The following is a 19521-nucleotide window of genomic DNA, read 5'->3' as shown; positions in this document are numbered from 1 at the left end:
ATTTTTTATTTTCTTTTTATTACGGCCATTGTGCATCTGGATGTGCATATCAGCTTGTCATTTTCATCCGTTATTTTGATATCCCATACCATTGTGGTTCTTCCCTGATGCAGCACTGTTGCGACAGCCGTTACAATTCCATCCTTTTTAGCACGTATATGGTTGGCATTGATTTCAAGCCCTGCAACAGATTCCGCTTCTTTATCGCAAAGTTCAAAAGCTCCTATGCTTGCAACAGTTTCCGCAAGGGCGACAGACGCCCCTCCATGCAGCAGGCCAAACGGCTGGCGGGTGCGTTCATCAACAGGCATGGTAGCAACTACACGGCCCTTTTCAAGTGACACAATTTCCATTCCGAGTGTTTCGATTAATGTATCTTTCAACTCCATTCCCCTATCCCCTTTCCATATGTAAAATGTTGTCATACTATACTTCATTATATAAGAACAAACTATGTATGTCCTGTAGGACAATCAAAAAATAAGAGGTGACCGTCATGAATCGCGTTCGCGAAGGATTAATTCCAACTGTTCTCGGCACCGCTGTTACTGCGGCTGGATATGCAATGAAACAAAACCGCAGAACCAATAACATGTTATCAGATACCATCGTTGGTTTCGGGCTCGCCCATATTGTACTGGGAGCCATCGACCTGGTAGAGCACCGCAATCAGTATTAAATAAAAAAAGGCAGCTTTCCAGGCTGCCTTTTTATATTTAAAGTCCCAACCCCTGATCATGCAGTTTTTCTTGCTCCTTCCCGCGCTTTCTTCTGGTGAAGCGAAAAATGAGGAAGAGCAAAGTCAAGCCTGCCAGGCTAAGCAGTAATTCTTTTTCATGTTTGATGATGGCATCAATATGATCTCCAAATACATAGCCGATCGTAAAAGTCACAGACAGCCATAACAGGGCGCCGCTATATGCAAACAAAGCGAATTTTTTAAATGGCAATTTACTGAAGCCGTATAAGAAAGGGAGGAAATTTCTGATACCCGGAACAAAATAACTGAAGGAGAGGGAAAAGGCATGATACTTCTCCATTAGTTTTAAAGAAGCATCAATCGTTTTAGACATTCTTTTACTTTTTTGAAAGTATTTCAGCAATGGCCTGCCGATCAAACGTCCGATTGTATAACAGGTTGACAGTGCAGCCAGGATGCCAAGATAAATGACAATGAAAGCAAGCACAGGGTGAAGTGTTTTTAAAGAGGAAGAAAGTCCAACAGTCATCACGATCAATTCATTTGGCACAGGAAAAATAAAGACCCCTACCCAAAGCCAAAGAAACAGCCCCAAATATCCGTTATTCTCAATAATTTCCAATATCAGTTCCAGTTCCATCCGGGGCCTCCCATCTATGTAAGCAGTGCTCACTTATTTATATTCATTACACTAATATATTCTTCATGCGGTTCTTTTACCCCTTTTCTAATTAGATCAATCCTTATAAAAATTGCCTTTCTAATGCACCTTATGCAAACCCATTTTATCTATGCAGGGTGCAAGCCACATTTTTGCGAGAAAGCATTTCATTTTGTTTTCTCATAGGAAAAGCCTTCGTTTCATATATTGGGAATGCGTGCATTAATTATTAATCGAAAGGGGCAGATCCGGATGTACCCCTATTATTATTTTCGCTACCCAAAGCCTGGATACAACCCTCAGCTTCAAAACTGCTGGAATTATCCGCATGCATATCAGTCTTATTATCATCCTGTCCATTTCTATAGAACCTTTCCAGCTGTCGATCCTCAAATGTTCATGAGCTCCGCTAAAAAAATGGAAGTCCTCATGAGGGACGCCAGTACATTGCTTGTAAATATGGCAGAGTCAAAAAAGTTTTCTTATGAACTGATGTCAGCCGCTCAGCAGTCAAAAAAGGATGCAGTCGAAAAAATGATAAAATCAACAGGAATTTCCCAAATTCCTGCGGTGTCCTATACACCTGACGGGCTCAGCCTCCATTTCGAGTCTGATAAGGAGGATTCCCAGAAATGCTGTGATCTTACATTAAAGCTGAGATGGATGTAAGAAAACATAAATAAAAAAGCTCTCAATCAAGAGAGCTTTTACCTGTTCAGCGATAATAAGGGTTTCCATATGGTCCATAGCCAGGGTATCCGCCTCCGCCATAAGGAGCATATGGTGCAGCTGGCGGGCCATAGAATGGCGGCGGAGGGCCGTAAAATGGACGGGGAGCAAATAATGCTGCTCCCAGCCCCCCTCCCAGGAAACCGCCGAGCAGGCCGCCGACAAAAGGAGCTCCTAAAAAGAAGAACCTTTCGCCCCCGTTTCTATATGGGCCTCTATAATAATACATGCAGGGTAACCTCCTTAATTTTCAATGCCTTCTCTATTTAATATGCAGATGTCCGCATTTTGAGTGGGCTACTAGAAATGCGGAAGCGCCTTGCCCACCCCCGACAAGCACAAGACCGGCCTCACGGAAAGGCGTCCTTTGCCTTTTTGGGAGGATTGGCTTGTGACCTCGAGGGGGTAGGCGCTGGAGCTGGAGAGCATTAGAAAAGCGGAAGGCGCCCGCTTTTAAAGGAACGCAGACTAAAACCTCCACGTCCTGTGGCAACGTCTGCATGACCCGCATCCTGCGGGCCTCAAGCATAAGACGAGCCGGTTAAAAGGCTGTTCTTTAACCTTTTGGACGGATTGAAGAAATGTTGAGGCGACTGCCCAGGGACGTCTAGCATAAGACGGCCCCTGTAAGAAGGGGTTTTTTCCTTCTGAAAGGAAACGGCTTATGACCCCGAGTCCCTAGGAGCCGAAACTAGACAAGCTTGTGACCTCGAGGGGGTAGGCGCTGGAGCTGGACAGCATTAGAAAAGCGGAAGGAGCCTTGGTAAAACAAAATCCCCTTAGCCTTTTGGCCAAGGGGATTTGATCTATTAGTTAGCTGCTTTTACTTTAGCAAATGCATCTTCGACAGAAACATACTCATAGCCAAGATCTTTCGCAACCGCTGGATATGTGATGCTGCCGTTTACGACGTTAACGCCAAGCTTAAGTGCTGCATTGTCTTCAATAGCTTTAACAACACCTTTGTTTGCAATCTGCAGTGCGTAATTGATTGTAACGTTTGTAAGAGCAATTGTAGATGTTCTTGGAACGGCACCAGGCATGTTTGCAACTGCATAGTGAACAACGCCATGCTTATCGTAAGTTGGGTTATCATGAGTTGTAATATGATCAACTGTTTCGAAAATACCGCCTTGATCAATCGCCACGTCAACAACTACTGAACCAGGCTTCATTGTTTTAATCATTTCTTCCGTTACAAGCTTAGGCGCTTTAGCTCCTGGGATTAGAACCGCACCAATTACCAGGTCAGCATCTTTAACAGCTTGTGCAATGTTGAAAGGATTAGACATTAAAGTTTGGATGCTGTTTCCGAAGATATCGTCAAGCTGACGCAGACGCTCTGGGCTTAAGTCGATGATCGTAACTTGCGCGCCAAGCCCGATTGCCATTTTCGCTGCGTTGATTCCAACTACACCGCCGCCAATGATGGTAACTTTTCCGCGTGAAACGCCTGGAACACCTGCCAGAAGAATACCCATTCCGCCATTTGTCTTCTGAAGGAATTGAGCTCCAATCTGAGCAGACATGCGTCCTGCTACTTCACTCATTGGAGTAAGAAGAGGCAATGTACGGTTCACTTCTACTGTTTCATACGCAATAGCTGTAACACCTTTTTCAGTTAATGCTTTTGCAAGCTCAGGCTCTGCTGCAAGGTGAAGGTATGTGAAAAGAACCAAACCTTCACGGAAATAACCATACTCAGAAGCTAGAGGCTCTTTAACCTTCATAACCATTTCAGCATTCCATGCCTCTGCAGCTGTATCTACAATAACAGCTCCTACTTCTGTATAATCTTCATTTGTGAAACCGCTTCCAATACCTGCGTCAATTTCTACAAGTACTTTATGTCCGGCTTTTACTAATGCATCAACGCTTGCTGGTGTCGCAGCAACACGATTTTCGTTATTTTTAATCTCTTTAGGTACTCCAATAATCATGGAAAAATCCCCTTTCAATCTATCAAATTGATATTTACTATTGTCAGTATAATAATTTTTGTAAAGCGCTGTCATTGTTGAATTGATAAAATAAAAGAGCCTCCATTTGTGGAAATCTACAAATGGGGGCTCTTCTTTTCGATTCTCCGGATTTTAAGTTCAAGATATAAAGAAAGTTTTGTATTTGTATTCTTCAGATCCACTTCCCCGATATCGGTTATCCTCTTTAAGCGATAATTCAATGTATTCATATGGATATGCAGCTTTTTAGCTGTTTCATTCACATTGCTGTCATGATCAATAAAGGCTTCCAGAGTAGCCAGCAGATTGGTCCGATGCTCAAGATCATATTTTTTAAGCTTTTCGATAGCCGGATGCTCATATGGTTCCAGCCGTTTCTTTTCGAGTATGGCATCAAGATAGCGAAAAATGCCAAGCTGCTGATAGCTATAAACATGATGAATCTCTTCGGGAAATTGTTCTTTAAGGCGCAGGACCTGCAGTGCCTCCTGATAGCTTTTTTCAACTTTTTCATAGTGTTGATAAGTTGTTCCAGTTGCCCCGCTAATATAACCAATGCTAAACCGCGTATTCATTTGATCGATGAAAAAACGGATAAATTCTATAAAAGCACTTTCAGAAAAAGCAGGATCTGGAGGCGCTGCCAGAATAATAAATTCATTTCCCATCGCTGCATGAAAGGTTATATGAACCTTTTGGCTCGTCGTGATCAGATAAATGATATTTTGTTCTATTTTAGAGGTAACTTCTTCTTTAAACCTAAAGACAAGTACAGCAAACGGCGATGGCGGTTTAATGCTTAACTCCTCAAACCTTTCTGCAATTTCATCATGGCTTTGGAAATGGCCGGTTAACAGCTCCCAGAAAAAATCCCGGTATCCCTCAGCTCTTTTTTTCTTTTGGGCGTTTAATCTAAGCATTTCCGTCCTTGCAGACTGTGCAGCAAGCTTAAGCAGGTTCAGCTTGCTTTCTGTCAAGAGGGTTTCTTCTTCAACTGCCCATATGTAGCCTAATACTTCATTATGATTGCGTATGGAAATGGCTACCCGATTTCCAAGTCCTATTTCCTTTATTTCAGGGATTCTAAGCGGTTCTCCGCTTTGCATCAGCTGCGGAATCACACGTTCCTTCCATAAACGATTAATCACTTTTTCAGGAACCTTTCTGCTGATAATCGTTGCAATTCTTGCAGTATCTGTCTGGTCATCATGTGTACTGTAGGCCAGCAGGCGATGGTTAACATCTTCTATTGTAACAGGGCATTCCAGGACATCGCGGATCTTATCTACCAATTCCTCCAGATCACTGAATGCCCTCTTAAACGGATCTTTTTCCATTTTATCATCACCCAATCGTAAAACTCCTTTGAACGGCAATTCACTTTTTCTATCCTATTATATTATACCTCAGGTCCCACCCGGTACTCTACCAAAGCCTACAAGCCATTCGACAAAATTCGGGCGGTACCTTTAAACTTTTTTTGAAAGATTCCCAATAGTTTTACTTCTCCTATTTGACTTGAAGTTATATTCAGATAATTTTACAATAGGACATGTTCACAAAAAAATCATATTTTAATAGGTTTGTTCACAGCAATTGAAAGCGTTAACATCTGGGAGGCGATGAAATTTATGCTTGAGGCGCTTAATAAAATTAACGGGGTGCTCTGGGGCACACCAAGTTTGATTTTGCTTTTTGGTACTGGTGTTCTTTTAACATTCATGCTGAAAGGCCTTCAATTCAGAAGGCTGATATATGCGTTTAAATTAGGGTTTACCAAAGAAGGTCAGGCTGGATCTAATGATGAGGGCGATGTCAGTAACTTTAAGGCGCTTATGACAGCTCTCGCAGCAACAATTGGCAATGGTAATATCGCCGGTGTTGCCACTGCGATTACACTTGGCGGACCAGGGGCCATCTTCTGGATGTGGATTGTTGGTCTGCTGGGAATGGCAACCAAATATGCTGAGGCATTACTGGCAATGAAATACCGAGTGAAAAACGCAAATGGAGAGTACTCCAGCGGACCGATGTATTATGTAGAACGCGGTCTTGGCAAAAAGTTCAAATGGCTTGCAGTTGCATTTGCAATCTTCGGAGCATTTGCAGCACTTGGAATCGGCAACAGTGTTCAATCGAATACCATTGCAGCTGTTATGGACACTTCATTTGGAATAAATAATTGGATTACAGGCGTTATTCTTGCTGTACTGGCTGCTTTAATCATTTTTGGCGGCATTCAGCGTATAAGTACAGTTGCTGGATTCTTTGTACCCGTCATGGCGGTGCTTTATATTGGCGGTGCTTTAATTATCCTGGCAGTTAATTATGATCAAATCATTCCTGGTTTCCAGACTATCTTCTACTATGCCTTCAATCCGGTTGCAGCGACTGGCGGTTTTGTCGGTGTTGTTGTATCTGAAGCGATCAAGAATGGTGTTTCAAGGGGGATTTTCTCTAATGAAGCCGGTCTTGGTACAGCAGCGCTTATCGCAGGCAACGCAAAGACAGACCACCCTGTAAAACAGGCTCTTGTTGCAATGACTGGTACATTCATTGTTACAATTGTTGTTTGTACGATGACTGGATTAGTGCTTATCATGACTGGTTTCTGGGACACAACTGGCGGATTGATCTCTGGTGTGGCTCATGACGGCAGCCTTGACGGCGGGGCATTAACAAGTGCAGCCTTTGCCCATGTACTTGGAACAGCGGGTGAATATATCGTTGCATTCTCTGTTATATTCTTCGGTTTCTCAACAATCGTCGGCTGGTATGTATACGGCGAAAAATGCTTTGAGTACCTGGTTGGCACAAAAGGAATTATGGGATACCGTGCCATCTACATCTTTGCGACTGGAATCGGTGCGGTTGCCAACTTAACTACCGTTTGGGCTTTCGCTGACATGGCAAATGCATTAATGATGATTCCTAACTTGATTGCATTAATCCTTCTAAGCAAAGTGGTTGTTAAAGATACTAATGAATTCTTTGAAAACCACTATAAAGCGGCTAATAAGCAGCTTAAGAATGCTGGCTGATATATTAAAACAAACACAGGTCCTGGATCTGTGTTTGTTTTTGTTTTAAGCTGTGTTCCTAAAATATCTCCCGCTGGAATCCCAAACATTCATTTTTTTCGTGAATATAGGCAAATATTCGATAGTGATAGAGAAAATCGTCAGTTACTATTCCTTCTCCTTCAAAAGAATAAGCATCTATAAAAGCTTCTATTTTGTCTTCATCCTCTTCATCCCATACCCCGGTCAACCAGACTTTATAGGCAAGTTTGCTGTTTAAAGCGTGATATCCGCTTTCTTCAAAAAGTTCCTCTATTTGCTCCCTTTCCACCTTTTAAGCCTCCCTTCTCGTATGTTATCCATCCTTTTCTGTTTTTAACTTCTTTATGCATTTTGGGACAAGGCAAATATACAATTTTAGCACCACATGGGGTTAACTTGTCTATACTATATCGAAGTCTATTTTATTCAGAAGGATTGATTTTTAAAAAGACTAAGGGAGGGATAACGATGGAATTGAACGAGTTATTTCATTTAGGCAATAAAACAGCAATTGTAACAGGAGGAGGCCGAGGACTCGGCGAGCAAATGGCAAATGCACTTGGGGAAGCAGGAGCAAATGTAGTCATCTGCTCACGCAGCATTGAAGCATGTGAGCATGTCAGAAAAAGCCTTGAAGCAAAGGGAATTAAATCTCTGGCGATTGAATGTGACATAACCAATGACGAAGACATCCAAATCGTCATCAGCAAGACCTTAGAGACATTTGGAAGCATCGATATTCTCATTAATAATAGCGGGACATCCTGGGTTGCGCCATTTCTTGAACTGCCTGCTGATAAATGGGACAAAGTCATGAATGTGAATCTAAAGGGGCTGTTTTTATTTTCACAGGCTGCGGCAAAAGTGATGACGAAGCAGGGCAGCGGCAAAATCATTAATATTTCTTCTGTAAATGGAATGAGGGGTACACATTCCGCATTTCTTGATGCAATTGCCTACAATACAAGTAAAGGAGCTGTTATTGCACTTACAAAGGATTTAGCTGTAAAATTGGCACCTGCCGGCATTCAAGTAAACGCTATTGCTCCAGGATTCTTTCCTACAAGAATAACAAAGGTCCTGGAAAAATCGAGTCCAGTTATTCTTGGAAAAATTCCTGCCGGAAGGTTTGGAAGTGAACATGATTTAAAAGGAGCAGCTGTCTTTTTATCCTCCAAAGCATCTGATTACATGACTGGACAGGTTTTAGTCGTAGATGGAGGAATGACAGCATCCCTCTAAGTCCGTTGATTGGTTGACTTCATAGAAAGGAGAATGTTTATGTCTATTAACCATACTGAAGCCCTATTACAGGCAATAAAAAAGTTAGGGACAAAAGTGGAAAGAGAACTGAATGAATCCATTCAGAACTCTATCAACAAAGAAGAAATATTTAAAAATCTAATCACCCGTTCCGAGGTGACCGCAGCAAGCATGAAAAAACTCCAGGAAGCCATTGAGACACTATCCATCCCTCTTAATTTCCCTACCAAGACTGACGTGGCAAATGCAGCAAAATTAACTGTGCAGGCGGAAGAAAAAATGGACCTGATTGACGAAAAAGTCATAGCTTTGGCTCAATCACTAGAGGAAATAAAAAAGGCACTTGGCAGTCCTGATTTAAAGCAGTCGCTGGATCAGGAATTGCAATCTTCCAGCAGCAGTGAAAGCGCGGGAAAATAAATGGATCAAAATACAGCTTCCAAAAAACTGCATGGATTCTTTAAGACCATTCTCCAGCCCCCGGAGACCCATTCAACTCCAAGGACTGCAGTTTGGAAAAGAAATAAGGCTACTCTCTGGCACTATGCCCCTTCCAGTAAAAAATACAAAATTCCAGTTTTCCTTGTATATTCGCTCGTCAATCAGCCCTTTATTCTAGATCTTTGTCCGCAGAACAGTTTAATTGAGGCTTTGACCAACAGCGGATACGATGTTTACTTGCTGGATTTCGGGATTCCCGGTTATGAGGACAAAGAGATTACGATGGACGATTATATTACTGAATACATCCAGAAGGGGGTAAAAAGAGCTTTATATCACGCCAAAGCAGAAGAAATAACCGTTATGGGCTTTTGCCTGGGCGGCACTTTTGCAGCCATTTATGCGGCCATTGCGGATGAGCCGGTCAAAAACTTAGTATTATCTGTCGCACCGGTTGACTTCAGCATCGTCCCTGTCTTTGATAAATGGGCAGAAGAATTGCGGAATGGAGAAGGCAGCCTGGACTCCATTTTTGAAGCATGGGGACTTATACCACCCTTTGCCATCAAATCAGGTATGCGGCTTTTTACTTCACCCATTTATTACTCCCCTTATTTGTCGCTTCTGGCCAGGGCTGACGATGAAGCATACGCCTCCCGGTGGAAACGTTTCAGCCACTGGACCGATGGCCATATTCCATTTGCAGGGGCAGCACTAAAGCAAATCAATTATGACCTTTTGAAAGAAAATAAGCTTGTGAATGGGACCTTAACCGTCGGTGAAAGGAAGGCGGTGCTAAGCAATATCAAAGCCAATTTACTCGCTGTTGCTTCGGATCTTGACCGCCTTGTACCAAAAGAACAGATTTTTCCGGTCATGAACCTGACCTCAAGTACTGACAAAACTTTCCATCTGCTTCAAGGGGGGCATGCCAATCTGACTTCAGAGGGAAAAGTTCCTGACTATCTGGACAAATGGCTGGCATCGCGCTCGGGACAAATATAATATTCAATTTCCCCTGTCTCTGCAGGGGATTCACTTTTAAAGGAGGTATCTTAATGATTTTATGGAATTATCCAAGTTATATTATAAGCGACCACACTATCAGTGCCTATATGGGTTTTGCTTCATATGTGTTTAAAGATTTATTCTATGTATAGCTTTTAAAAACCATGCAATTGCTGCATGGTTTTATTAATTTTAATATCTTTACTAAATTGTGTTTTTAAGTTCTGGGTTGCAAATAATAAAAAATGAACAAAAGGCAGAAGTCCTCTCCATAAAGAGCGCATGAGAGAGAAATCTGCCCAATGACAAGAACAGAAGGAGACTAATAATGGACATGAAGATTTTTAAGGCAATCAACCGAATGTCCGGACGTATTGCTTTCATGGACTTTTTAATGATTCTTATATCAAATAGGGCAAGGTATTTATTTTTATTCGTACTGGTATGCATGTGGCTGGCAAAAGGTTCCTCCAAAACAGCCGCAAAAAAAGCTGCTGCAGCTTCCCTGATCGCTATCCTGGTTAACAAGATCATTAAAATTTGTTATTTTAAGCCCCGCCCCTTCATAAAAAACAAGGTTGGCATATTGATCCCAGCCAAAAGAGATTCCAGTTTTCCAAGCAAACATACAGTGGTGTCGTTTGCTGCTTCTATCGTCATTTTTTACGGCAATCGATTTATAGGTCGTATTTTGCTGTGGGTTTCAGCTCTTACAGGTTTCGCGCGTATCTGGGCTGGCCACCATTACCCTTCCGATGTAATAGGCGGTGCCCTTATTGGCGGAACAATAGGCTGGATGACAGAAAAATGTTTACATTTGAATTTGAAAGAAGGAAATCAGGATGATAAAAAAATGTAAAATCCTCACTTTCTTTGCCGAATGAAAACTTGTTTTGTCAGCTGGGAAGGACTTCCCGTTATCCGGATAGAATCCATTGTGAAAACGGGAGGGGATTCAGAATGAATACAAGTGCTGCAGCCAAGTTGTTAGGAGTTTCGCCAAGCACTATTCAGCGATGGGTTAAACAACTGGGACTCCGGACGGAACGGAATGAACTAGGCCATTACTTATTTAGCGAAGAAGACATTAACCTGCTAAAGCAGGTGCAGGACCAGCTTAACCAGGGGATTATATTGCAGGACGTTACGGTAAATGGCAAAAAGACCAGAAAAGGTACGGTCCAGGGCGAAACAGCTGAACCAGCCATGGAGAAAATTTATTTGAAGATCAGCGAGCTTGAGCAGCGGCTGAACGGAAAAGCGGATGATGTTGTCTCCTATCAGCTGCTGCAGCACCGCAGCGAAATAGAAGAGCTGCAAAAAGAGAATGCACGCTTGCTTAAACGGATTGAGGTTCTTGAAGCCAGGACAGCTGTAAAAAGCCGAAGCCTCCCCGCTGATACCCTTTTGGTTTTTGATCAGGAGAAGCCCAGAAAAAAATTAAAAAAGAAAAATATTTTTACTATGCTATTTGGATTTTAATGGGCATAAAAGCGTTACGGCATGTAACGCTTTTATGTTGATTAATCATCCCAGCTGAATCGCTGCTCACGGAAGGGATCACCATAGTTGTGATAGCCGTTTTTCTCCCAAAAACCAGGTTTGTCAGTTTCAGAAAACTCGATGCCTCTAATCCACTTTGCACTTTTCCAAAAATAAAGATGCGGAATCACGGCTCTTAGTGGAAATCCATGCTCAGGAGTCAGGAGCTCACCGTTATGAGTATGGGCAAGCAGACTGGTGCTTTTTAAAAAATCTTTAATAGGGAGGTTCGTTGTCCACCCTTCTTCCGCATGGAGAATTACAAATTGGGCGATTTCTTTTACGCCTGCCCGCCTGGCAATTTCCGTGGCGGAGACTCCCTCCCAAACATTATCAAGCTTTGACCAGCCCGTAACACAGTGGATATCATTTTTGTACTGTGTCTGAGGAAGGTTCATTACCTCCTCATGCGAAAAGGATAATTCCTTTTCCACTTCCCCAAATATCTGCAGACTCCATTCCTGCATATCCTTATAGTGCGGAACATTTCCATAGTGCAGTACAGGAAAGGCAGTCGTCACATTTTGATTTGGCGGTACCCGGCTTGAGGTCTGTTTTCTGATTTTCCCGAAATACACTGAAGCCACCTCAGTTCTTTTTCCTTTATCGTACCCTACTTTTCGGACTGATAAAAGCAATGAGAAAACAGCCCCCTTTATGGAAGCTGCTGATTTTATAAGATAATCGCCGCCAGCCATCCAAACAGGATGAGCGGAATGTTGTAGTGAAGAAATGTTGGTACACAAGTATCCCAGATGTGATTGTGCTGTCCATCTGCATTCAAGCCCGCTGTTGGCCCCAATGTACTGTCTGACGCAGGCGAACCGGCATCTCCAAGAGCAGCGGCTGTCCCTACTAGAGCAATAGTTGCCATCGGACTGAAGCCAACCTCTAGTGCAAGAGGCACAAATATGGTTGCAATAATCGGGATGGTTGAAAATGAAGATCCAATTCCCATTGTAACAAGTAAGCCGACAAGGAGCATAAGCAATGCAGCAAGTGATTTATTATCGCCGATGATTCCTGCCGCCTGTTCAACCAGGCTTTCAACATCGCCTGTTTCTTTTAATACATCTGCAAATCCAAATGCAGCCAGCATGACAAATCCAATAAATGCCATCATCTTCATGCCCTCTGTTAAAAGCTGATCTGCCTCGTTCCATTTAATAGCACCGCTGATATAAATAACTAAAATACCTGTCAGCGCCCCAAAGATCATTGAATCCAGCTGCAGCTGTACAATGAGAGCTGCTGCAATCGCAACGAGAGAAAAAATAATGCCCTTTTTTGAGTAATTGCCTTTCTCCGTCTCCATTAATTCTGATGGACGATAATCCCTTTTTTTACGGTAAACAAATAATGCAATTAAAAGACCAGCTGCCATGCCGGCTACAGGAATAAGCATGGCTTTCGGAATGTCTGCCATCTCTACTGCCAATCCGCTATTCTCCATATTTTCTGCGAGTATCCCGTGGAAAATTTGGCCAAATCCCGCAGGAAGCAAAATATACGGAGCTGTCAAACCAAATGTCAATACAGATGCTATCAGCCGACGGTCCATTTGGAGCTCATTCATAACCTTCAATAAAGGCGGAATTAATATCGGAATAAACGCAATATGAATTGGAATCAGATTCTGAGAAAAAATAGACATTAATAAAATGGAAAATATGATGAGTGCTTTTGATAAGGTTTTCCCTCTGGATTCCCCGTCTTTTCCGACCTTTGCCAGGACCCAGTCCACTAATAGATTCGGAAGTCCGGTTGCGGAAATGGCTAAGGCAAATCCGCCCAATAACGCATAACTTAATGCAACCTCTGCACTGCCGCCGAGCCCATTTGAAAAAACTTCAATGGTTTTATCTATGCTTAAACCGCCTGCCAGCCCGCCTGCCAATGCACCAGCCACAAGGGCAAGAACCACATTGACACGCAGAAGGCTGAGAACAAGCATGATTAAAACTGCAAGTATAACTGCATTCATGATGATACCCTCTTTCTGTACTTATGTCCCATTATACTTTACTATGCTAAATTGGTAGAGAACTAAAACACAATTATTAAACTATCATATTTCCACATTTTGTGTCAATGATTTAAGGCAGATTCAGAAATGGGAGTTTACGCCAAGACGCTGTTTTGGCCGATAAATCGACGGTTTTAGCCCCGTATTTTTGGTAAACCGGCCGGTAAAGTTCATTTTTACAGTGCCAAGTCAATTTAGGCTAAAAAACTGCATAAAAAAACTCCGGATCTCTCCAGAGTCTGTTTCATCGTTATTTTACTTCAAATCTTTCAACAAGCAGTGCTAAAGTACGCACCATAACGCCTGTAGCGCCGTCTGGTCCAAGATCATGGCTTTTTGATGTTGTGGCTGTACCGGCAATATCAAGATGCACCCATGGTGTGTCCTCGGCAAATTCGCCGACAAATCCTCCGCCCATAATGGCATGGCCGGCACGTCCTGGCGAATTGTTAAGATCCGCAACTTTGCTGCTTCTGATTCTTTCTTTATCTTTTTCAAAGAGAGGCAGGCGCCAGATTGGTTCGCCAGCTTCATAGGATGCTTCCAGCACCTGCTCAAACCACTCTTCATTATTGGTTAATGCACCTGTTGTTTCTTCCCCCAGTGCAACAATGACACCGCCAGTCAGAGTGGCAACATCCACCAGGTAGTCCGCTCCATGATGCTTTGCATATGTTACCGCATCAGCAAGAGCCAGACGCCCTTCTGCATCCGTGTTAAGAACTTCAATGGTTTTCCCGCTCATGGATGTGATGACATCATCCGGCTTAAACGCTGTTCCGCTCACCATATTATCTGTAGAAGGAATAACAGCGACAACATTTTGTTCAGGCTTCAGTTCGCCGATGACTTCCATTGCGCCAAGCACAGCCGCCGCTCCGCCCATATCGGTTTTCATACCGACAATGCCGTCCTTTGGTTTAATGGAATAGCCTCCTGTATCAAAGGTAATTCCTTTGCCCACCAGGCCGATGACATCCTTCCATTCTTCCTTGCCCTGATATTTAATGACAATCATCTTAGGAGGCTCTGCTGATCCCTGATTTACTGCCAATAGAGCACCCATGCCAAGCTTAAGCATATCCTCTTTTTCAAGTATTTCCACTTCAAATCCGTATCTCCATGCCAGTTCAGAAGAGTAATTTGCCAGATCAGTGGCGGTCAGCATATTGCCTGGCAGGTTGACTAATGTACGGGCTGAGTTCGTTCCTTTTCCGTGTGCATACCCTACTGTAAGGGAGGCCTTTACATCTTCCTCATCTGCGGCTTCGCAATAAACAGCAATACTTTCAATATCTTTTTCGGGTTCGTTCGATTTCTGTTTGTAATCTTCAAACTTATAGGTGGAAAGCGCAAACGCCTCGCTGGCTGCATGGGCTGCATCAAGCGCATCTACATTTCCTCCGATAAATGTATCAAGGTAAACACCCGCATTTTGAAGCTTGGACGATTTCACTTCCTTAAATGCCCTGCCCAATGCTTCACGTAACCCTTCAAAGCTGAATTCTTTTTCTTTTCCAAGGCCTACTGTAATTAATCGTTTGGCCCCAATTTTTCCAAAAGTATGTATTTTTGCAATGGCTTTTTTCTTGGCAGAAATATCTCCGCTTTTCACCAAATCTGTCAGCTGGCCGTCAAATTGGTCATCTGCACGGGCCAATACACCTTCAAGCCTGGCTGGTTTATCGAAGACACCAACGATCAGGCATTCCTGTTCGGCTGAGAAGTCAAATTCTTTCTTTACTGAAAACATTTCTGGCACCCCCATAGTATCTTTTTCATCTTATTATATCGAAAATACTGAATTATTTCGACTATCTAATTTTATGGCATTTCTATTTTTGCTAATCTTCCAAATACAGGACCAGCTGCGGCAGCTTAGGAAGAGTTTCTATCATTTCAAATGGCAGCCGATCGATATTTTCCGGAAAAATAGTAAGGCATTCTTCAATAAACCCATACACATGCTCAAGATTAATCCCCCAGTGTTTAGGGCGGTAAGACTGCAAGTATTCCTGTGCCGCCTGCATCATCAGCCTTGCTCCTTTTACATTGCCGTATTCATAATGATAAATGCTGACACTCATTTGCAGCAGGCCTTTCAGAAATAAATTGCCTTTGTCCGTCATCCACATTTCCTCAAGAAGATCATGGCATGTGTAATAGTCACCTTCATTGAAACTGACAAAGAATTCGTAGTATTCAAGAGGATAATCTTCCATGAAACCACCCCATATTCAGGACTTCCTATCACTATCATTTTAACAAAAAGAATAGAGACTATCCTATATATACAAATCCTTAAGTATATTCTTTAATTATTGGGTAAAGAAAATAGAGACAGAAAGGAGAATGTTATGGATCCTCTATTATTTGCCGCCTTCTCAGCAGGATATATCCTGCTGTTCTTCTGGGCGCTAAGCACTGTTAAGGATAGCGGCCTCATTAGTGCTGTCTTCCTGCTTCCTGTACTTCTGGGGTTAATTTACGATAACGGAATTCTGGCTGCTGGCCGTTTTATCGGGGAGGGCAGCACTTTAAAATATCTGAATTATGCCCGTTTTTGGATTCACGCTTTTTTCACGCCACTGCTTGTACTCTACTCCTGGAATACTTTAAAACAAGCAGATCTAGAATGGGCCAAAACAGGCACATTTAAATGGATTGCCTATTTGCTTACTGCAGGATTAATTATTCTGGAACTTGCTGCTGAGGTATTCGGACTTAAACTGGAAGCAAGGCGGGAATATGGTGTTCTCAGCTATTCAGGTACAGAGGCACCAGGCGGCCCTCCCGTTATGGTACTGATCGTATCTGCTGTGCTGCTGGCGGCATCTGTTGTTATTTGGCGCAAACAGGGCTGGTTCTGGTTTTTTGCCGGAGCTGTATTGATGATTATCGGAAGCGCCATTGATATTCCAATTGAAAGTGCAGCTGCAGTGAATGCCTTTGAGTGGCTTCTTTTGTTTTCCCTGACAGCAACTTCGTATTTTCAAAAAAAGCATCGTTTAACAAAAACTTAAAATAGATCAGCTTGCAGGAAGGAACAATCTGTTGGAGAATATTAGTTAGTATAGCTTTCGGCAGTTCCTTAAAAAATGCCTATTCGAAGCTGCAGCGGGAGTATCATACACTCAAGAGGTGGTCTCACATGGAGTTATTGACAAATTTTCCCTTATGGTCTGCATTGGCAGCCATCTTCTTTGCCCAATTTGTAAAAGTGCCCATTCAATTTATTGCCACCCGAAAAGTGAATTGGTCCCTTTTGACAAGTACTGGAGGGATGCCCAGCTCACACTCAGCAGCAGTAACTGCCCTTTCAACCGGGGTTGCACTAGAGACCGGAATGGAATCCGCTGTTTTCGCTGTCTCAGCCGTTTTTGCCATTATCACAATGTTTGATGCTACCGGAGTACGGCGTCAGGCTGGTGAACAGGCGATTGTACTAAACCAGCTTGTAGCCGACTTCAATAAATTCGTTGAAGAAGCAAAGACATGGCAGAAGAAAGAAGGCCAAGAAAAACAGAAAGAATTGAAGGAGCTGCTTGGCCATAAGCCGATAGAAGTTCTATTTGGCGGCCTGACTGGAATCCTATTGACTTTAGCTCTTCATTATTTATTTTCGTGAGGGTGTGATTTATTTTGAAAATCCTTTCTTTATGCCCAAGCAACACGGAATTAGTGGAATACTTGGGATTTACTGATATGCTCGCGGGGGTGGACGATTATTCGGATTGGCCGGACCGAATATCCAGGCTGCCCCGGCTGGGCCCTGACTTGTCTATTAATATGGACAAAGTGGAGAAATTAGAGCCTGATCTTGTGCTGGCATCCCTTAGTGTACCCGGCATGGAAAAGAATGTAGCAGAGCTTGAAAAAAGGCAGATTCCCCACATTGTTTTAAATCCTCAAAGCCTGGCAGATATTGAACAGGACCTGATTCTGACTGCAGAGAAAATCGGAAAGCCAGAAAGAGGTATTTTGGCTGCTGAAGAGTTTGCGGCAAAAATTGAGGCACTTAAGCTCATCTCAAGCAGAATTGAAAATAAACCGAGCCTCTATTGGGAATGGTGGCCCAAGCCTGTATTTACACCCGGCAAAGTCAATTGGCTGACGGAAATCAGTGAAATTTCCGGTGGAATGAATTTATTTAGGGATATTGAGCTTGCGAGTGTCCAGACCGATTGGGAAGATGTCCTGAATCGGCAGCCGGATTATATCTGTCTCGCCTGGGTCGGTGTCAGAAGAGAAAAGGTTAATCCGGATATTGTCCTGAAACGTCCAGGCTGGAGTGAAATGGAAGCAGTTAAGCAGAACAGAATTCTGGTTCTGGAAGAAGAACTTTTTTGCAGGCCTTCACCTCGGCTGATTGAAGGAGCCATAAAATTAGCTAAAAAAATCCACCCGCAGGCATTTTCTAAGATATAAAAATAAAAAGGCAAATCCGATTATTCCCGCGGATTTGCCTGCATTCCGTATTTATTTTTTCTCAGATTTAATATATTGCTGTCTAAAAACCTGCATGGATTCATTTTCATTCAGTAACATTAATTCTTCTTCAGTCAGGGTACCATCGCCCATTTCAACGATGTAAACATCGAGTGTTTTCTTTCCCCAGTTATTATAAACATCATCTACCGTTTCATAATAGAGATCCAATTTATTCCCCTTAATAGCACCGCCTTTATCGGCTACAACACCATACCCATAACCCGGGACAAACAGGATCGTTCCAATCGGAAAAACATTTAAATCTGCTGCAACTGTAGAGTATAAATCTCTTTTAACTTTAACTCCTGAGTATGTAATTCCAAAGGACGGGTGATCCGGATTTTTGCCTGTCGACTCGTAAAATGCCGTATATCCAGTAGCTATTACTTGTTTTTTCTGATACTGCGACCAGTCAATCGATTCTTCCAGTGTCGGCGGCTGCTCAATTGCTACAGCTTCACTCGCAGAAATCTTAGGTTCCAGACTCACTGCCTGCTTCAAAAACTTAAATGCTACGCCAACCGATTTTAATGTATGGTCAAACTTTGAATTTCCATCTTCGCCAGCTTGTTCAGCATCACTTTGATGCAGCTGAACAATTGATCGGGCTTCCACTCCGGAAATCGAATGGAATGTTGTCAATAACGCGCCTATAAATAAGGCTGACATTACCGAACGTTTCATCCATATTTTTAATTTGCTCATCTATTACACTCCTCCCAAAGTTATTCATTTCCCATCTTCGAGAGAAATATTCATAACTTATGGGAGCGGAAGCCTCCGGGCATCCGTTTTTAGACAGGGCTAAAGCCAGTAATAGCATAGGGTTGGGCGATTTGATCACACTAATCAAAAAAAATAAAAAATCCCTGCCGTCAGCAGAGATTTCACATCAAATTTAAAACATCCGATATCCTTTTTTACGGAGCAGCCTAATGGTAATTCCGGCAACGATGGCGCCTGCCATTCCGCTGCTTAATATGAGGATGTCAGCCAGAGCGAGGCTGGACAACTCAACGCCAAGACTGGAAAACGATTCTCCCGGGTCCTGAAAATACTCAATAAAACGAACTTTATCGATGATAAAGATAGCGATAATTGGATAAATAATGGCCATGATCCAGGACATTCTTAACAGCATATTTAATATAAAACCTATCCCAAAAAACAGCACAAAAAATAGAAGCATTGAAATAGGCAAAACGAAAATCGTCATTTGCATGAACTTATTTCCTCCCTTAGCACATCAATATTTAGTGTACTTTAATGTAGATTAGGGAGTCAACAAGAAAAGTGGGCGGGCCAGCACACCCGCTATTTAGAAAACTGGAAGCGCCTTGCCCATCCCCGAAACCTCGAGGGGGTAGTCTACTTTTGTTAGACAGTTATCTAACTTCAGAAATTATACATTCTTATCCTTTGAAAAGAAAAACTTCGCATTCCGCGAAGTTTTTGGTTTATTCCTTTTTCTTTCCTGTACCACCGCAGCAGCTGCAGGTTTCAGATCCACCTAACAATAATTGGAAATACCCTTTCCCTGAACAATACATACACTCTTTATTTTCATAATTCTTAGCTGTCATTTCATTCATCTCCTTATTTCGTAACTGAATTTTCTGATAATATACCAAGGATAT

The 19521-nt window shown here is 42.6% G+C and carries 24 protein-coding genes; 11 read left to right on the top strand and 13 right to left on the bottom strand.

What is annotated here, in order from left to right; all coding sequences use genetic code 11:
* Positions 1 to 5: 5 nt before the first annotated feature.
* Positions 6 to 389, bottom strand: coding sequence for a hotdog fold thioesterase (locus MKY20_RS07405; RefSeq protein WP_019380050.1), 384 nt, complete (start codon positions 387 to 389; stop codon positions 6 to 8).
* A 107-nt stretch (positions 390 to 496) separates the two neighbouring features.
* Here MKY20_RS07405 and MKY20_RS07400 point away from each other — a divergent pair, with 107 nt between their 5' ends.
* Positions 497 to 679, top strand: coding sequence for a hypothetical protein (locus tag MKY20_RS07400; protein ID WP_009331661.1), 183 nt, complete (start codon positions 497 to 499; stop codon positions 677 to 679).
* Between the two features lie 37 nt (positions 680 to 716).
* Here MKY20_RS07400 and MKY20_RS07395 read toward each other — a convergent pair whose 3' ends face one another.
* On the bottom strand, positions 717 to 1340 hold the full coding sequence (locus MKY20_RS07395) for a DedA family protein (protein ID WP_009331662.1): 624 nt from the start codon (positions 1338 to 1340) through the stop codon (positions 717 to 719).
* A 273-nt stretch (positions 1341 to 1613) separates the two neighbouring features.
* Here MKY20_RS07395 and MKY20_RS07390 point away from each other — a divergent pair, with 273 nt between their 5' ends.
* A complete protein-coding gene (locus MKY20_RS07390) occupies positions 1614 to 2030 on the top strand; it encodes a hypothetical protein (protein WP_009331663.1) in 417 nt (138 codons plus the stop codon).
* Between the two features lie 46 nt (positions 2031 to 2076).
* Here the strand turns inward: MKY20_RS07390 and MKY20_RS07385 are convergent, their stop codons facing one another.
* From MKY20_RS07385 to MKY20_RS07375, 3 genes are all read right to left on the bottom strand, one after another.
* Positions 2077 to 2319, bottom strand: coding sequence for a hypothetical protein (locus MKY20_RS07385; protein ID WP_019380049.1), 243 nt, complete (start codon positions 2317 to 2319; stop codon positions 2077 to 2079).
* 580 nt (positions 2320 to 2899) lie between these two features.
* Entirely contained in the window at positions 2900 to 4030 is a 1131-nt protein-coding gene (gene ald, locus MKY20_RS07380) for an alanine dehydrogenase (protein WP_019380047.1), read from the bottom strand.
* Positions 4031 to 4146: 116 nt separating this feature from the next.
* Entirely contained in the window at positions 4147 to 5403 is a 1257-nt protein-coding gene (locus MKY20_RS07375; protein WP_251156291.1) for a PucR family transcriptional regulator, read from the bottom strand.
* 279 nt (positions 5404 to 5682) lie between these two features.
* Between MKY20_RS07375 and MKY20_RS07370 the strand changes: the two genes are divergently transcribed.
* Complete coding sequence (locus MKY20_RS07370) at positions 5683 to 7092, top strand: alanine/glycine:cation symporter family protein (RefSeq protein ID WP_009331668.1); 1410 nt, start codon at positions 5683 to 5685, stop codon at positions 7090 to 7092.
* 58 nt (positions 7093 to 7150) lie between these two features.
* Here MKY20_RS07370 and MKY20_RS07365 read toward each other — a convergent pair whose 3' ends face one another.
* On the bottom strand, positions 7151 to 7402 hold the full coding sequence (locus MKY20_RS07365) for a hypothetical protein (protein WP_009331669.1): 252 nt from the start codon (positions 7400 to 7402) through the stop codon (positions 7151 to 7153).
* Positions 7403 to 7581: 179 nt separating this feature from the next.
* On the opposite strand from MKY20_RS07365, the gene MKY20_RS07360 reads away from it, so the two are divergent.
* The 5 genes from MKY20_RS07360 (at position 7582) to MKY20_RS07340 (ending at position 11307) form a co-directional block, all read left to right on the top strand.
* Positions 7582 to 8355, top strand: a complete 774-nt coding sequence (locus tag MKY20_RS07360) for an SDR family oxidoreductase (RefSeq protein WP_009331670.1) — start codon at positions 7582 to 7584, stop codon at positions 8353 to 8355.
* Between the two features lie 39 nt (positions 8356 to 8394).
* A complete protein-coding gene (locus tag MKY20_RS07355; RefSeq protein ID WP_019380042.1) occupies positions 8395 to 8796 on the top strand; it encodes a hypothetical protein in 402 nt (133 codons plus the stop codon).
* Positions 8797 to 9822 carry an alpha/beta fold hydrolase gene (locus MKY20_RS07350; RefSeq protein WP_251175030.1) on the top strand — a complete coding sequence of 342 codons (1026 nt, stop codon included), beginning with the start codon at positions 8797 to 8799 and terminating at the stop codon, positions 9820 to 9822.
* A gap of 331 nt (positions 9823 to 10153) precedes the next feature.
* Positions 10154 to 10684, top strand: coding sequence for a phosphatase PAP2 family protein (locus tag MKY20_RS07345; protein ID WP_019380039.1), 531 nt, complete (start codon positions 10154 to 10156; stop codon positions 10682 to 10684).
* A gap of 101 nt (positions 10685 to 10785) precedes the next feature.
* Positions 10786 to 11307, top strand: coding sequence for a MerR family transcriptional regulator (locus MKY20_RS07340; RefSeq protein ID WP_019380038.1), 522 nt, complete (start codon positions 10786 to 10788; stop codon positions 11305 to 11307).
* Positions 11308 to 11348: 41 nt separating this feature from the next.
* Here the strand turns inward: MKY20_RS07340 and MKY20_RS07335 are convergent, their stop codons facing one another.
* From MKY20_RS07335 to MKY20_RS07320, 4 genes are all read right to left on the bottom strand, one after another.
* Positions 11349 to 11945 carry a sulfite oxidase-like oxidoreductase gene (locus tag MKY20_RS07335; RefSeq protein WP_026041571.1) on the bottom strand — a complete coding sequence of 199 codons (597 nt, stop codon included), beginning with the start codon at positions 11943 to 11945 and terminating at the stop codon, positions 11349 to 11351.
* Between the two features lie 95 nt (positions 11946 to 12040).
* Positions 12041 to 13351, bottom strand: coding sequence for a Na+/H+ antiporter family protein (locus tag MKY20_RS07330; RefSeq protein ID WP_009331676.1), 1311 nt, complete (start codon positions 13349 to 13351; stop codon positions 12041 to 12043).
* 292 nt (positions 13352 to 13643) lie between these two features.
* Positions 13644 to 15146 (bottom strand): leucyl aminopeptidase, encoded by a 1503-nt coding sequence (locus MKY20_RS07325; RefSeq protein WP_009331677.1) that lies wholly within the window; start codon positions 15144 to 15146, stop codon positions 13644 to 13646.
* A gap of 91 nt (positions 15147 to 15237) precedes the next feature.
* A complete protein-coding gene (locus tag MKY20_RS07320; protein ID WP_009331678.1) occupies positions 15238 to 15615 on the bottom strand; it encodes a DUF309 domain-containing protein in 378 nt (125 codons plus the stop codon).
* A 135-nt stretch (positions 15616 to 15750) separates the two neighbouring features.
* On the opposite strand from MKY20_RS07320, the gene MKY20_RS07315 reads away from it, so the two are divergent.
* The 3 genes from MKY20_RS07315 (at position 15751) to MKY20_RS07305 (ending at position 17821) form a co-directional block, all read left to right on the top strand.
* Positions 15751 to 16416 (top strand): hypothetical protein, encoded by a 666-nt coding sequence (locus MKY20_RS07315; protein WP_071156688.1) that lies wholly within the window; start codon positions 15751 to 15753, stop codon positions 16414 to 16416.
* A gap of 128 nt (positions 16417 to 16544) precedes the next feature.
* Positions 16545 to 17021 carry a divergent PAP2 family protein gene (locus MKY20_RS07310; protein ID WP_251175029.1) on the top strand — a complete coding sequence of 159 codons (477 nt, stop codon included), beginning with the start codon at positions 16545 to 16547 and terminating at the stop codon, positions 17019 to 17021.
* 14 nt (positions 17022 to 17035) lie between these two features.
* Positions 17036 to 17821, top strand: a complete 786-nt coding sequence (locus MKY20_RS07305) for a cobalamin-binding protein (RefSeq protein ID WP_009331681.1) — start codon at positions 17036 to 17038, stop codon at positions 17819 to 17821.
* A 51-nt stretch (positions 17822 to 17872) separates the two neighbouring features.
* Here the strand turns inward: MKY20_RS07305 and MKY20_RS07300 are convergent, their stop codons facing one another.
* The 3 genes from MKY20_RS07300 to MKY20_RS07290 form a co-directional block, all read right to left on the bottom strand.
* The gene (locus MKY20_RS07300; protein WP_009331682.1) at positions 17873 to 18589 is read right to left on the bottom strand and encodes a 3D domain-containing protein; all 717 of its coding nucleotides are present in this window, start codon (positions 18587 to 18589) and stop codon (positions 17873 to 17875) included.
* Between the two features lie 193 nt (positions 18590 to 18782).
* A complete protein-coding gene (locus tag MKY20_RS07295; RefSeq protein WP_009331683.1) occupies positions 18783 to 19106 on the bottom strand; it encodes a YuiB family protein in 324 nt (107 codons plus the stop codon).
* A 235-nt stretch (positions 19107 to 19341) separates the two neighbouring features.
* Positions 19342 to 19467: a YuiA family protein gene (locus tag MKY20_RS07290; protein ID WP_019380032.1), complete on the bottom strand. Its 126-nt coding sequence runs from the start codon at positions 19465 to 19467 to the stop codon at positions 19342 to 19344.
* Between the last annotated feature and the right edge of the window lie 54 nt (positions 19468 to 19521).

Origin of the sequence: Cytobacillus sp. FSL W8-0315, assembly GCF_038002905.1 — a bacterium.
Taxonomy (GTDB): domain Bacteria; phylum Bacillota; class Bacilli; order Bacillales; family Cytobacillaceae; genus Cytobacillus; species Cytobacillus pseudoceanisediminis.
The sequence above is the reverse complement of the archived record's forward strand: the minus strand, read 5'-3'. Positions and strand labels throughout refer to the sequence as shown.

Coding starts and splice junctions, on each gene's coding strand:
- MKY20_RS07315 (WP_071156688.1), top strand. CDS start 15,751: ATGGATCCTCTATTATTTGCCGCCTTCTCAGCAGGATATATCCTGCTG.
- MKY20_RS07395 (WP_009331662.1), bottom strand. CDS start 1,340: ATGGAACTGGAACTGATATTGGAAATTATTGAGAATAACGGATATTTG.
- MKY20_RS07405 (WP_019380050.1), bottom strand. CDS start 389: ATGGAGTTGAAAGATACATTAATCGAAACACTCGGAATGGAAATTGTG.
- MKY20_RS07385 (WP_019380049.1), bottom strand. CDS start 2,319: ATGTATTATTATAGAGGCCCATATAGAAACGGGGGCGAAAGGTTCTTC.
- MKY20_RS07370 (WP_009331668.1), top strand. CDS start 5,683: ATGCTTGAGGCGCTTAATAAAATTAACGGGGTGCTCTGGGGCACACCA.
- MKY20_RS07390 (WP_009331663.1), top strand. CDS start 1,614: ATGTACCCCTATTATTATTTTCGCTACCCAAAGCCTGGATACAACCCT.
- MKY20_RS07320 (WP_009331678.1), bottom strand. CDS start 15,615: ATGGAAGATTATCCTCTTGAATACTACGAATTCTTTGTCAGTTTCAAT.
- MKY20_RS07295 (WP_009331683.1), bottom strand. CDS start 19,106: ATGCAAATGACGATTTTCGTTTTGCCTATTTCAATGCTTCTATTTTTT.
- MKY20_RS07290 (WP_019380032.1), bottom strand. CDS start 19,467: ATGACAGCTAAGAATTATGAAAATAAAGAGTGTATGTATTGTTCAGGG.
- MKY20_RS07330 (WP_009331676.1), bottom strand. CDS start 13,351: ATGAATGCAGTTATACTTGCAGTTTTAATCATGCTTGTTCTCAGCCTT.
- MKY20_RS07325 (WP_009331677.1), bottom strand. CDS start 15,146: ATGTTTTCAGTAAAGAAAGAATTTGACTTCTCAGCCGAACAGGAATGC.
- MKY20_RS07300 (WP_009331682.1), bottom strand. CDS start 18,589: ATGAGCAAATTAAAAATATGGATGAAACGTTCGGTAATGTCAGCCTTA.
- MKY20_RS07310 (WP_251175029.1), top strand. CDS start 16,545: ATGGAGTTATTGACAAATTTTCCCTTATGGTCTGCATTGGCAGCCATC.
- MKY20_RS07355 (WP_019380042.1), top strand. CDS start 8,395: ATGTCTATTAACCATACTGAAGCCCTATTACAGGCAATAAAAAAGTTA.
- MKY20_RS07340 (WP_019380038.1), top strand. CDS start 10,786: ATGAATACAAGTGCTGCAGCCAAGTTGTTAGGAGTTTCGCCAAGCACT.
- MKY20_RS07350 (WP_251175030.1), top strand. CDS start 8,797: ATGGATCAAAATACAGCTTCCAAAAAACTGCATGGATTCTTTAAGACC.
- ald (WP_019380047.1), bottom strand. CDS start 4,030: ATGATTATTGGAGTACCTAAAGAGATTAAAAATAACGAAAATCGTGTT.
- MKY20_RS07345 (WP_019380039.1), top strand. CDS start 10,154: ATGGACATGAAGATTTTTAAGGCAATCAACCGAATGTCCGGACGTATT.
- MKY20_RS07360 (WP_009331670.1), top strand. CDS start 7,582: ATGGAATTGAACGAGTTATTTCATTTAGGCAATAAAACAGCAATTGTA.
- MKY20_RS07400 (WP_009331661.1), top strand. CDS start 497: ATGAATCGCGTTCGCGAAGGATTAATTCCAACTGTTCTCGGCACCGCT.